The 11,874-nt window shown below is 69.5% G+C and carries 11 protein-coding genes; 6 read left to right on the forward strand and 5 right to left on the reverse strand.

Annotated features, from left to right (window positions below; genetic code table 11):
- Positions 1-9: 9 nt before the first annotated feature.
- The 3 genes from O7R11_RS01050 to tpiA form a co-directional block, all read right to left on the reverse strand.
- The gene (locus O7R11_RS01050; protein WP_337995616.1) at positions 10-1,641 is read right to left on the reverse strand and encodes a CTP synthase; all 1,632 of its coding nucleotides are present in this window, start codon (positions 1,639-1,641) and stop codon (positions 10-12) included.
- A 179-nt stretch (positions 1,642-1,820) separates the two neighbouring features.
- The gene (gene secG, locus O7R11_RS01055; RefSeq protein ID WP_337995617.1) at positions 1,821-2,225 is read right to left on the reverse strand and encodes a preprotein translocase subunit SecG; all 405 of its coding nucleotides are present in this window, start codon (positions 2,223-2,225) and stop codon (positions 1,821-1,823) included.
- Between the two features lie 97 nt (positions 2,226-2,322).
- Entirely contained in the window at positions 2,323-3,078 is a 756-nt protein-coding gene (gene tpiA, locus O7R11_RS01060) for a triose-phosphate isomerase (RefSeq protein WP_337995618.1), read from the reverse strand.
- A gap of 195 nt (positions 3,079-3,273) precedes the next feature.
- Between tpiA and O7R11_RS01065 the strand changes: the two genes are divergently transcribed.
- Together O7R11_RS01065 and trpE are read left to right on the forward strand one after the other, a co-directional pair.
- Positions 3,274-5,151 (forward strand): peptidylprolyl isomerase, encoded by a 1,878-nt coding sequence (locus tag O7R11_RS01065; RefSeq protein ID WP_337995619.1) that lies wholly within the window; start codon positions 3,274-3,276, stop codon positions 5,149-5,151.
- 1 nt (position 5,152) lies between these two features.
- Entirely contained in the window at positions 5,153-6,646 is a 1,494-nt protein-coding gene (trpE, locus tag O7R11_RS01070) for an anthranilate synthase component I (RefSeq protein WP_337995620.1), read from the forward strand.
- 64 nt (positions 6,647-6,710) lie between these two features.
- On the opposite strand, the gene O7R11_RS01075 is transcribed toward trpE, so the two are convergent.
- The gene (locus O7R11_RS01075) at positions 6,711-7,343 is read right to left on the reverse strand and encodes a hypothetical protein (RefSeq protein WP_337995621.1); all 633 of its coding nucleotides are present in this window, start codon (positions 7,341-7,343) and stop codon (positions 6,711-6,713) included.
- Positions 7,344-7,429: 86 nt separating this feature from the next.
- Positions 7,430-8,464 (reverse strand): divergent polysaccharide deacetylase family protein, encoded by a 1,035-nt coding sequence (locus O7R11_RS01080; RefSeq protein WP_337995622.1) that lies wholly within the window; start codon positions 8,462-8,464, stop codon positions 7,430-7,432.
- A gap of 160 nt (positions 8,465-8,624) precedes the next feature.
- On the opposite strand from O7R11_RS01080, the gene O7R11_RS01085 reads away from it, so the two are divergent.
- From O7R11_RS01085 to lexA, 4 genes are all read left to right on the forward strand, one after another.
- On the forward strand, positions 8,625-9,203 hold the full coding sequence (locus O7R11_RS01085) for an anthranilate synthase component II (protein WP_337995623.1): 579 nt from the start codon (positions 8,625-8,627) through the stop codon (positions 9,201-9,203).
- The gene (trpD, locus tag O7R11_RS01090) at positions 9,200-10,249 is read left to right on the forward strand and encodes an anthranilate phosphoribosyltransferase (RefSeq protein ID WP_420792964.1); all 1,050 of its coding nucleotides are present in this window, start codon (positions 9,200-9,202) and stop codon (positions 10,247-10,249) included. Before O7R11_RS01085 ends, trpD begins: the two co-directional genes overlap by 4 nt.
- A gap of 3 nt (positions 10,250-10,252) precedes the next feature.
- Positions 10,253-11,044, forward strand: a complete 792-nt coding sequence (gene trpC / locus O7R11_RS01095; protein WP_337995625.1) for an indole-3-glycerol phosphate synthase TrpC — start codon at positions 10,253-10,255, stop codon at positions 11,042-11,044.
- A 78-nt stretch (positions 11,045-11,122) separates the two neighbouring features.
- Positions 11,123-11,821, forward strand: coding sequence for a transcriptional repressor LexA (lexA, locus tag O7R11_RS01100; RefSeq protein ID WP_337995626.1), 699 nt, complete (start codon positions 11,123-11,125; stop codon positions 11,819-11,821).
- Positions 11,822-11,874: the final 53 nt, after the last annotated feature.

Below are 11,874 nucleotides of genomic sequence, written 5' to 3' on the forward strand. Positions count from 1 at the left end.
TTGTTTCCATCACACCAGGCGCGACTGCGCGATCGCCGCCGCGATGAACGAGGTGAACAGCGGGTGCGGGTCGAACGGCTTGGACTTCAGCTCCGGATGGAACTGCACGCCGATGAACCACGGATGGTCGGAAATCTCCACGATCTCCGGCAGCACGCCGTCCGGCGAGCGGCCGGAAACGGTCAACCCCACCCGCTCCAGCTGCGCGGTGTAGCGGTCGTTCATCTCGTAGCGGTGGCGGTGGCGCTCCCAGATGCGCTCCTCGCCGCCGTAGATCTCGGCCACGCGGCTGCCGGGCTTGAGCAGGCATTCGTACGCGCCGAGCCGCATGGTGCCGCCGAGGTCGCCGTCGGCGGAGCGCTCCTGCACTTCGCCGTCCTTCACCCACTCGGTCATCAGGCCGATCACCGGGTCCGCCGCCGGGCCGAACTCCGTGGAGTTGGCCCCCGCGATCCCCGCGAGGTGGCGCGCCCCTTCCACCACCGCCATCTGCATGCCGAAGCAGATGCCGAAATAGGGAATCCGGTGTTCGCGGGCGAACTGCGCGGCGCGGATCTTGCCCTCGGTCCCGCGCTCGCCGAAACCGCCGGGCACCAGGATGCCGTGCACGTCGGCGAGGTGGTGCACCGCATCCTCGGACTCGAAGATCTCGGAATCCAGCCACTCCAGCTTCACCCGCACGTTGTTGGCGATGCCGCCGTGGGTGAGCGCCTCGGAGAGCGACTTGTAGGCGTCGAGCAGCTTCACGTACTTGCCGACCACCGCGATCTTCACCTCGCCCTCGGGCTGCAACACGCGGCGCACGATGTTCTGCCACACCGAGAGGTCCGGCTCCTTGTCGCACGGCAGGCCGAAATGGCGGCACACCTGCACGTCCATGCCCTGCTCGTGGTAGCTGATCGGCACGCGGTAGATCGTCTCGCTGTCGAGGGCGGAGATCACCGCCTCCTGCCGCACGTTGCAGAAGAGCGCGATCTTGCGGCGCTCGCCGTCGGGGATCGGCCGGTCGGAGCGGCAGAGCAGCACGTCGGGCTGGATGCCGACGCTCAAAAGCTCCTTCACCGAGTGCTGGGTCGGCTTGGTCTTGAGTTCGCCCGCGGTGGGAATGTAGGGGAGCAGGGTGAGGTGAATAAACATCGCCCGCTCCTCCCCCAGTTCGTTGTGCAACTGGCGGATCGCCTCGAGGAACGGCAGGCCCTCGATGTCGCCCACGGTGCCGCCGATCTCGCAGAGGATGAAGTCCTCGTTGGTGATGTCGTCGGTGATGAACGCCTTGATCGCGTCGGTGACGTGCGGGATCACCTGCACCGTGCCGCCGAGGTAGTCGCCGCGGCGCTCCTTGGCGATGACGTTGGAATAGATGCGCCCGGTGGTGATGTTGTCGGACCGCCGCGCCGAGACGCCGGTGAAGCGCTCGTAATGCCCGAGGTCGAGGTCGGTCTCCGCGCCGTCGTCGGTGACGAACACCTCGCCGTGCTGGTAGGGACTCATCGTCCCCGGATCGACGTTGATGTAGGGGTCCAGCTTGCGCAACCTGACCTTGTAACCGCGCGCCTGCAACAGTGCGCCGAGCGCTGCGGAGGCCAGGCCCTTCCCCAAAGAGGAGACCACACCGCCTGTGATGAAGATGAAGCGGGCCATTGCCACCCTACCCTTTTTCTGAATTCCGCCCGGACGCGAAGGCGGCCTGCACGCATACGTAACGCTCGCCCGATCTCGACATACCCGGCGGGATGATACCACTGAAAACGTTCGTCGAGAAACCCGCGCCTCCGCACCCGGCGGAGGCGCGCGCTTTGAAGATCAGCCGCTTCGCCGCCTTACGGCTTGGCCGGAGCCGACTCCTGCTTCGGCGCCTCGCCGCCGGGCACCGGCGGCGAACTGTCCGCGCTCGGCGCGGCAGGCGCGGCGGGCGACTTGGCCGGTGCGGTGGCCGTGGGCTGGGCGGGCTGCGGCGCCATCAGCGCCTTCAGCAGGTCCTCCTCGCCGCGGCTGCGCAGCGTGGCCATCACCGCCAGCAGAATCGACGTCACCATGAAGCAGACGGCAAGCACCACCGTGGCCTTGGTCAGAAGGTTCCCCGCCGCGCGGCCGGAGAGGAAGTTCCCGCCGCCCGAGGCGCCGCCGCCGGTCGCCAGGCCACCGCCTTCGGACTTCTGCAACAGCACGAGGCCGACCAAGGCGATGGTCAGCAGCAAATGGATAACCAGAACGACGGTCAGCATGTGACGCAAGAATCCCTAAAGTGTCCGCGCCGCAATCGCGGACGCGCAATGAGCGCCTTTGTAATCGCAGGCGGCGGCTTTGGCTAGAGCATTTTCCTCACGCGTAGGCCTGCACGATGCCCCAGAAGTCCTCGGCCTTGAGCGCCGCGCCGCCGACCAGCGCGCCGTCGATGTCGGCCTGCGCCATCAGTTCCTTGGCGTTCGAGGGCTTCACCGAGCCGCCGTAGAGCAGGCGCACCGCATCCGCCGCCTCGCCGATCAGGTCTTTCAGCTCGGCGCGGATGCGCGCGTGCACCGCCTGCGCGTCCGCCGGCGTGGGGGTGCGCCCGGTGCCGATCGCCCACACCGGCTCGTAGGCGACGACCAGGTTGGCAGGCGTCGCGCCCGCGGGCAGCGAGCCCTTCACCTGGCGCGCCACCACCGCTTCGGTCCGGCCGGCGTCGCGCTCCGCCTCGGTCTCGCCGACGCAGACGATGGCGACCAGACCGGCGCGCAGCGCCGCCTCCGCCTTCGCCTTGACCACCGCGTCGGTCTCGCCGTGGTCGGCGCGGCGCTCCGAATGGCCGACGATGACGTAGGCGCAGCCCAGGTCCTTCAGCATCTCCGCCGCCACGTCGCCGGTGTGCGCGCCGGAAACCGCGGCGTGGCAGTCCTGCCCACCGACGGCGACCGGGCTGCCCTTCACCGCCGCGATCGCGCGGTCGATCAGGGTGAACGGCGGACAGACCAGCAACTCGCACGGCGGAGCGCCCGCCCGCGCCTTGTCCGCCACCGCCTTCGCCAGAGCTGCGCCATCGGCGGCCAGGCCGTTCATTTTCCAGTTTCCCGCGATCAGCGGACGACGCTTGTTCATCAGGTGCCTCCTCGATGTTCGCCGCGGCGGGTCTCCGCCCGCCTGCCCGCCGTCACCATACGCGCCGGGCCGTGCCTTGTGAAGCATTGCCGACCGGCGAGTTATGCCTTGCAGCGGCCCGGAATCGCCCCCTATTATCGCGCCGAAGCGGTTTGTCCCGCCGTCCCGAAACTCCTGTCCCGGATTGCCTCCGCCATGTCCAATTCCGTCGGTCGCTTTTTCTCCAGCCTTCTGGTGAAAGTCCTCTTCGGCATTCTCATCGTCGCTTTCGGCGCGTGGGGCGTCGCCGACATGCTGCGGCGCAGCCCGGATCACCAGGCGGTGATCTCGGTGGGCGACGTCGAGGTCTCCGGCCGCCAGGTGAAGCACGCCTTCGTCACCGAACTGCGCCGCCTGCGCCAGCGCTTCGGACCGCAGCTCACCGCCGCCGAGGCCGCGAAGTTCGGGGTGTTCGACCAGGTGCTGTCGCAGATGGCGAGCCGCGCGCTCCTCGACGCCGCGGCGCAGAAGATGAACGTCGGCGTCTCCGACGCCGCGATCCAGACCCTGATCACCGGCAACGCCGCCTTCCAGAACGGCAAGGGCGAGTTCGACCGCGAGCGCTTCCGCCGCCTGCTGGAGAACAACGGCTACACCGAGATCGATTTCCTCGCCATGACCCGCGGCGACATGACGCGGCAGCGCATCGTCAACTCGGTCACCGAGCCGGTGTCCGCGCCGCGGATTCTGGTGTCCACGCTCCTGCGCTACGAGGGCGAGCGCCGCGTCGCCGAGGTGTTCGGCATCAAGGCCGCCGACATGCCCGCGCCCGCCGACCCCGGCGACGCCGCCCTCACCGAGTTCCAGACGGCGCACGCCGCGGCCTACACCGCCCCGGAGACCCGCAAGCTCAGCGTGCTGCCGATCCGTCCGGCGGACGTGGAGAAGCGCCTGGAAATCACCGAGGACGCGCTGCACGACTATTTCGGCCACCATGCCGCCGAGTTCCTGACGCCGGAGACCCGCAAGCTGCGCCAGATTCTCGTCAAGGACGAGGCCGCCGCGGCCAAGGTGGCCGCCGCGCTGAAGGAAGGCCGCAGCCTGGACGCCGCCGCCAAGGAAAACCACGCGATGCTCACCGACCTCGGCTGGATGGGGCGCGACGGCCTTCTGCCCTCGCTCGCCGAGCCCGCCTTCGCCGCCGCCAAGGGCGCGGTGCTGGCGCCGCTCAAGTCCGCGCTCGGCTGGCACGTGCTGGTGGTGGAGGACATCCGCCCCGCGCACCAGCCGAAGTTGGAGGAGGTGCGCGACAAGGTGACCGCCGCGGTGAAGACCGAACAGACCCTGGGCGCGCTCTACCGCGCCTCCACCGCGGTCGAGGACGCGCTTGCCGCCGGATCGACCCTGGAGGAAGCCGCCAAGCTCAACGGCCTGACCGTCGTCACCCTGCCCGCGGTGACCGCCGACGCCAAGGGCCCGGACGGCAAGGAGGCCGCCGCCATTCCCGCCGCCGCGGAAATCGTCAAGGCGGGCTTCGGCCAGGATGCGGGAACGCAGAGCCCGCTCTCGGAATACGAAGGCGAGCCGGGCGGCTATTACGTCGTCCGCACCGATGCGGTGACCCCCGCCGCGCTCAAGCCCTTCGCCTCCATCCGCGCCGACCTGCTCGCCGCGTGGCGCGCCGGGAAGCAGCAGGAAGCCGCGGTGGAAAAGGCCAAGGCCCTTGCCGCCGACTTCGCCAAGACGAAGGACGCCGCCGCCTTCGCCAAGGCGCAGCACGTCACCCTCACCACCACGCAGCCGCTGTTCCGCCGCGGCAGCACCCTGCCGCCGAGCCTCCTGAAGTCGCTGTTCGACCTGGAGGTCGGCCAGACCGCCAGCGCGCCCGCGACCGACGGCGCGATCGTGGCGCGGCTTGCCGCCATCCACCCGGTGAACGTCGCCGACTTCAAGGACAGCATCGAACAGGGCAAGCGCCAGTTGCGCACCGCGCTCGGCGAGTCCCTGATGATGCCGTTCACCACCCAGCTCACCGACAGCTTCCAGATGCGCCAGCACCGCAGCATCGACAGCCTGGTGCAGGAGTTGAACTGACATGCAGGTCGTCCCGGATTTCGAAACCTTCCGCGCCGCCTATGAAGCCGGAACGCCGCAACTCGTCTGGATGGTCCTGCCCGCCGACCTGGAGACCCCGGTCTCGGTGATGATGAAGCTGGCCGAGGGGCGGCCCAACAGCTTCCTCCTCGAATCCGTGGAGGGCGGCGCGGTGCGCGGCCGCTATTCCTTCGTCGGGCTCAACCCGGATGTGGTCTGGCGCTGCCGCGGCAAGACCGCGGAAATCAACCGCCAGGCCCGCTTCTCGCCCGACTCCTTCACCCCAGAGGCGACGCCGCCGCTCGATTCCCTGCGCGCGCTGATCGCCGAGAGCCGCATCGACATTCCCGAGGGCCTGCCGCCGATGGCCGCGGGGCTGGTGGGCTACATGGGCTACGACACGGTGCGCCTGGTGGAGAACATTCCGGACGAAAACCCGGACCTCCTCAACGTGCCGGACGGCCTGTTCGTCCGCCCCACGCTGATCGCGGTGTTCGACACCATCGCCGATACCCTCACCCTAGTCACGCCGGTGCGCCCGGAAGCCGGGGTCTCCGCCACCGCCGCCTTCGACCGCGCGCGCGAGCGCCTTGCCGATGCGCTCGCCAACGTCGGGCGCTCGCTGCCGCCGCCGCGCGCGGGAGAGGCCGCGCCCACCCCCGCCCCTGCCTCCAACATGACCCGGGAAGCCTTCAAGGCGATGGTGGAAAAGGGCAAGGAATACATCCTCGCGGGCGACATCTTCCAGGTGGTGCTGTCGCAGCGCTTCGCCATTCCGTTCGATTTGCCGCCCTTCGCGCTCTACCGCGCGCTGCGGCGCACCAATCCCTCGCCGTTCATGTTCTTCCTCGATTTCGGGGCGTTCCACGTGGTCGGCGCGAGCCCGGAAATCCTGGTGCGGCTGCGCGACGGCGTGGTCACCATCCGCCCGATCGCGGGCACCGCGCCGCGCGGCAAGGACAAGGCGGAAGACGCGGCGCTCGCCGAGGCCCTGCTCGCCGACCCGAAGGAACGCGCCGAGCACCTGATGCTGCTGGACCTCGGGCGCAACGACGTCGGCCGCGTCGCCGAAGTGGGCTCGGTCACCGTCACCGAGCAGATGGTGCTGGAGTACTATTCCCACGTCATGCACATCGTCTCCAACGTCGATGGCCGCATCCGTGCGGACTGCGACGCCATGGACGCGCTGATGGCGGGCTTCCCCGCGGGCACCGTCTCCGGCGCGCCGAAGGTGCGCGCCATGGAGATCATCGACGAACTGGAACCGGTGCGGCGCTGCGTCTATGCCGGATGCATCGGCTACATCTCCGGCAACGGCGACATGGACACCTGCATCGCGCTGCGCACCGCGGTGGTCAAGGACGGCGCGATGTACGTGCAGGCGGGCGGCGGCATCGTCGCCGACAGCGACCCGGACAAGGAATTCCAGGAAAGCTGCAACAAGGCCCGCGCCCTCCTGCGCGCCGCCGAAATCGCGCCCCGCTACGCACGCTGAAAACCAAAACTTCGCGGAGGGTCCGCGACCCTCCGCGAAGTCTTTGTTTTTCCTGCCTCCCGGTTCAGCCCGCCGCGGCGGTCTTGCCGAAGAGGTCGGCCTCCGGGTCGAAGATCTTGATCGAGAAGACGCGTCCGTACTGCATGTCGATGGACAGCGGGAACGGCGCGTACTCCCAAACCTCGCCGTCGGAACCGCCGCCGATGCACACCTTCTTCGGCGCGCCGAACACGTCGAGCGCCCGCTGCGCGACCTGGCCCGGACGCACCGAGGACAGCCCCACCGGCAGTTCGTCCACCGCAGGCGACGCGAGGGTGGCCTGCACCCCCACCACCACGTCCTGCAGATAGGTCACCACGTAGTAGCCGAGCGGTTTTTCCTCCGTGCCGATGAGGTGGAAGGCGATATCTCCCTTGCCCAGGGGGCGCACTTCCCAGGGCTCTCCCGCCCGCCCGATCACCGCCTCGCGGTCCATGCCGATGCCCACCGGCCCGATCGCCTGACACGACCGGAGGCCGGGCTTGCCGCCCAGGCAGGCCACCCCGCCTTCGGCACGGCGGAACTCGCCGGGCTTGCCCGGCACCTCCGCCGCGGGCGCGCCCACTGCGCCGCCGTCGGCGCACATCTGCTGGGCACGCGCGGGCAAAGGCACGGCGAGAAATCCCGTCAGCAACAGAGTGCAGAGAAGACGCATCATCCTTCTCCCATTGCGGGTGCGGCATGGAACGCTGCCAACCTCCGTTCCAACCTCATATGGGAATGGGAGAAGCCGATGCTATGGCGCTATTCGCCGGATTTCGCCTTGGCGAGGGCGGAGAGCGGCACGAACTGGAAGCCCTGGGCCTCCGCCTCCGGCAGCCAGTCGCGCAGCGCCGCGATGGTGGTGTCGCGCGGGTGGCCGATGGCGATCGTCCGGCCGGTCTTGCGGGCATGTTCCTCGACGCGGCGCAACTGGGCGCGGATCGCCGCGGGGTCCGGGCTGTCGTCGAGGAAGACGTCGCGGACCAGGGCGGGCACGCCCTCGGCGCGCGCGGTCTTGCCCCCCACCGACTTGCCGGAAGTCAGAGAATCGAGGAACAGCAGGCCGTCGGCGCGGAGCTCCTCCATCACCACGCGCATCGCCGCCGCATCGGCGGTGAACTTGCTTCCCATGTGGTTGTTGATCCCCACATAGCCGGAAAACGAAGCCAGTGACTGGCGCAGGCGCTCGCGGATCGTCTCCGGCGGCATCGCGGTGAGCAGCACGTCGGGGCCGGGGTCGTAGCCGGAGCCGGAGGGCTCCATCGGCATGTGCAGGAGCAGTTCGTGCCCCGCGGCGTGCGCCGCCGCGGCCTGGGCGGGCAGGTTGCGCGCATAGGTGAGGAACGAGGTGGTGAGCCGCGGCGACAGGGCGATGACCTGCGCGGAACGCCGCGCGTCCACGCCCATATCGTCGATGACGATGGCGATCATCGGCTTGCCCGCCACCGGGGTGAAGGGCACCGCGTTGCGCCGCCAGGCGGGCAAGGCGGATGGCGTCTCCGCAGGCGGCGGCAGGGCGGAAACCTGCGGTTCCGGCTCCGGCTCGGCAGGCTTCGCCTGCGGTTGCGGCATCGGCGGCGGAGGCGGAGGCTGCACCGCGGCACGCTGCGGCGCCGGAACATGAGGCAGGATGCGGGAAGCGCCCCACCACCCCAGAACCGCTCCGATACTCAGGGCGACGGCCAGGCACGCCGCCGCCAGGCCCGGGGTCCAACGGAAGCGCCGTTTCCCGGCGAAACGCCGAAGGGTGGCGAGCGCGGTGCGCCTGCGCGGCGGCTTGCGGGGGGTACGGGCCAAAACGGCCTCCTTGGAACGATCCCAAACGGACACGCGGTTCCGGACCATACACCGGAATGGCGGATCAAGGCCAGCAACCCCTTGCCGCCCTTGACGCGCTCCGGCCGGGCGTCCATCCTGTGCGCCGAATAAAACTGCCGACGAACCGGGGTTTCCGTCCATGTACCTGCTGATCGACAACTACGACAGCTTCACCTACAACCTCTGGCACTACCTGGGCGAACTCGGGGCCGAGGTGGAGGTGGCGCGCAACGACGCGCTCTCCGCCGAAGCGGCGGTGGCGAAGAACCCCGCCGGCATCATCCTCTCCCCCGGCCCCTGCGACCCGGACCGCGCGGGCATCTGCCTGCCGCTGGTCGCCCTGGCGGCGGAGAAGCGCATTCCCCTCTTCGGCGTCTGCCTCGGGCACCAGACCATCGGCCAGGCCTTCGGCGGCAAGGTGGCGCGCGCGCCCGAGCCGTGGCACGGCAAGGTCTGCGAAATCCGCCACACCGGCAGCGACGTGTTCGCGGGCATTCCCGACCCCTTCCAGGCGACGCGCTACCATTCCCTGCTGGTGGAAAAGGAAAGCCTGCCCGCCTGCCTCAAGGTCACCGCGGAAAGCCCGGACGGCCTGATCATGGGCCTGGCGCATGCCGAGCTGCCGATTTTCGGCGTTCAGTTCCATCCGGAGAGCATCGCCTCCCAGCACGGGCACGACATCCTCAAGAACTTCCTCGCCCTCGCGGCGGCTGCCTGAACGAAAGAGCGAAAGCCATGAGCGACCTGAAACCCATCCTCGCCCGCCTCGCGACGGGCGAAACCCTGTCCGAGGACGAGGCGGCGCACGCCTTCGACGTGATCATGTCGGGCCAGGCCACTCCTTCGCAGATCGGCGCGCTGTTGATGGCGATGCGCCTGCGCGGCGAGACGGTGGCGGAAATCACCGGCGCGGCGCGCACCATGCGCGCCAAGGCGCTGGCGGTGAAGGCTCCGGCGGGCGCGGTGGACATCGTCGGCACCGGCGGCGACTGCTCCGGCAGCTACAACATCTCCACCGGCGCGGCCCTCGTCATCGCCGCCTGCGGCGTCACCGTGGCCAAGCACGGCAACAAGGCCCAGACCTCGAAATCCGGCTCCGCCGACGTGCTCAAGGCGCTCGGCGTCAACCTCGATGCCGAACTGCCGGTGGTGGAGCGCGCCATCGCCGAGGCGGGCATCGGCTTCATGCTCGCCACCCGCCACCACAGCGCGATGAAGCACGTCGGCCCGACCCGGCAGGAGATCGGCACCCGCACCATCTTCAACATCCTCGGCCCGCTCGCCAGCCCCGCCGGGGTGAAGCGCATGGTCATCGGCGTGTTCGCCGAGGAGTGGCTGGCGCCCTTGGCCCAGGTGCTGGGCAACCTGGGGGCGGAGCGCGCCTGGATGGTGCACGGCTCCGACGGCCTGGACGAGATCACCACCACCGGCCCGACCGCGGTGGCGGAACTCAAGGGCGGCAAGGTCACCACCTTCACCATCGCGCCGGAGGACGTGGGCCTGCCCCGCGTCGCGCCCGAGGCGCTGAAGGGCGGCGACCCGGACTTCAACGCCGCGGCCCTGCGCGCCATCCTGGAGCCCGAGGTTCCGGCGGCGCTGTTGCCCCTGCGCGATGCCGTGGCGTTCAACGCGGCGGCGGTCCTGGTGGTCGCCGATGTTGAGAAAACCCTTAAAGAAGGCGTCTCCAAGGCCATGGAAGTCATGAAGAATGGCTCCGCGAAGCAGGTCCTGGCGGACTTCGTGCGGATCACCAACGAGGCGTAACCCGTGTCCGACGTTCTGGCGAAGATCTGCGCCACCAAGCGCGAGGAGATCGCGGCGGCGAAAGCCGCCGTGCCTCTGGCGCGCCTGATCGGCGACGCGGCGGAAGCCCCGCCGCCGCGCGGCTTCGCCGCCGCGCTGGACCGCGCCGCGGCGAACGGCGGCTTCGGCCTGATCGCCGAGATCAAGAAGGCCTCGCCCTCCGCCGGGCTGATCCGCGCCGATTTCGACCCCGCCTCCCTCGCCCGCGCCTATGCGGCGGGCGGCGCGGCGTGCCTCTCGGTGCTCACCGACCGGGCGTATTTCCAGGGCGGGCCGGAGGTTCTGGCCGCGGCGCGCGGCGCAGTGGACCTGCCCGCACTGCGCAAGGACTTCATGCTCGACCCCTACCAGGTGGTGGAGGCGCGCGCCTGGGGCGCGGACGCCATCCTGCTGATCATGGCGGCGCTTTCCGACGACCAGGCGCGCGACCTGGAACAGGCGGCGATCGACCTCGGCCTCGACGTGCTGGTGGAAATCCACGATGCCGGGGAGTTCGGCCGCGCGCTCAAGCTGAAAAGCCGCCTCCTCGGGGTGAACAACCGCAACCTCAAGACCATGGTCACCGACCTTGCGGTCACCGAGGCGCTGGCCGCCGCCTGCCCGCCGGACCGCGTGCTGGTGGCGGAAAGCGGGCTGAAGACCCGCGCCGACCTCGACCGCATGGCCGCCGTCGGCGCGCGGCGCTTCCTGGTCGGGGAATCCCTGATGCGCCAGGCCGACGTGACCGCCGCCACCCGCACCCTGCTGCACGGCTGAGGCCCAGTTTAGGCTTGCATCTTTCGGTGAACCAAACTAGAACAAAGGTGGTATCGTCCTAACCGGAGGCCACCGCCGATGCTCACCGCGAAGCAACGCAACCTGCTGCTGCTGATCGATTCCCACCTCAAGCGTTTCGGCATCGTCCCCTCCTTCGACGAAATGAAGGACGCGCTCGGCCTGCGTTCCAAGTCGGGCGTGCACCGGCTGATCTCCAGCCTGGAGGAACGTGGCTTCATCCGCCGCCTGCCGCACCGCGCCCGCGCGCTGGAAATCATCAAGCTGCCGGAAGACATGGCCGCCGCCCCGGTGGAGGCCGCGGCCTTCCAGCCCACGGTGATCGCGGGCGGCTTCCGCAAGCAGATCGCGGGCGCGGCGGTCGCCTCCGGCGCGGATGCGGTCTCCATCCCGCTTTACGGCAAAATCGCCGCGGGCACGCCGATCGAGGCGCTCGCCGATCTCTCCGCCTCGGTGGACGTGCCGGCCAGCATGCTCACCGGCGGCGAGCACTATGCGCTGACCATCGAAGGCGATTCGATGATCGAGGCGGGGATCTTCGACGGCGACACCGTGCTCATCCGCAAGACCGACACGGTGGAGAACGGCGCCATCGTCGTCGCCCTGGTGGACCAGAACGAGGCGACGCTGAAGCGCCTGCGCCGCAAGGGCGAATCCATCGCCCTGGAGCCCGCCAACCCGCGCTACGAGACCCGCATCTTCGGGCCGGACCGGGTTTCGGTGCAGGGCCGCCTGGTCGGCCTCATCCGCCGCTATTGAATTCGAGAGCAAGGGGCGGAGTGTTTCCGCCACGCTGCCGCGCCAGACTGCCT

The sequence above is a fragment of the Oleispirillum naphthae genome (genome assembly GCA_027864655.1).
Lineage (GTDB): Bacteria > Pseudomonadota > Alphaproteobacteria > Rhodospirillales > Rhodospirillaceae > Oleispirillum > Oleispirillum naphthae.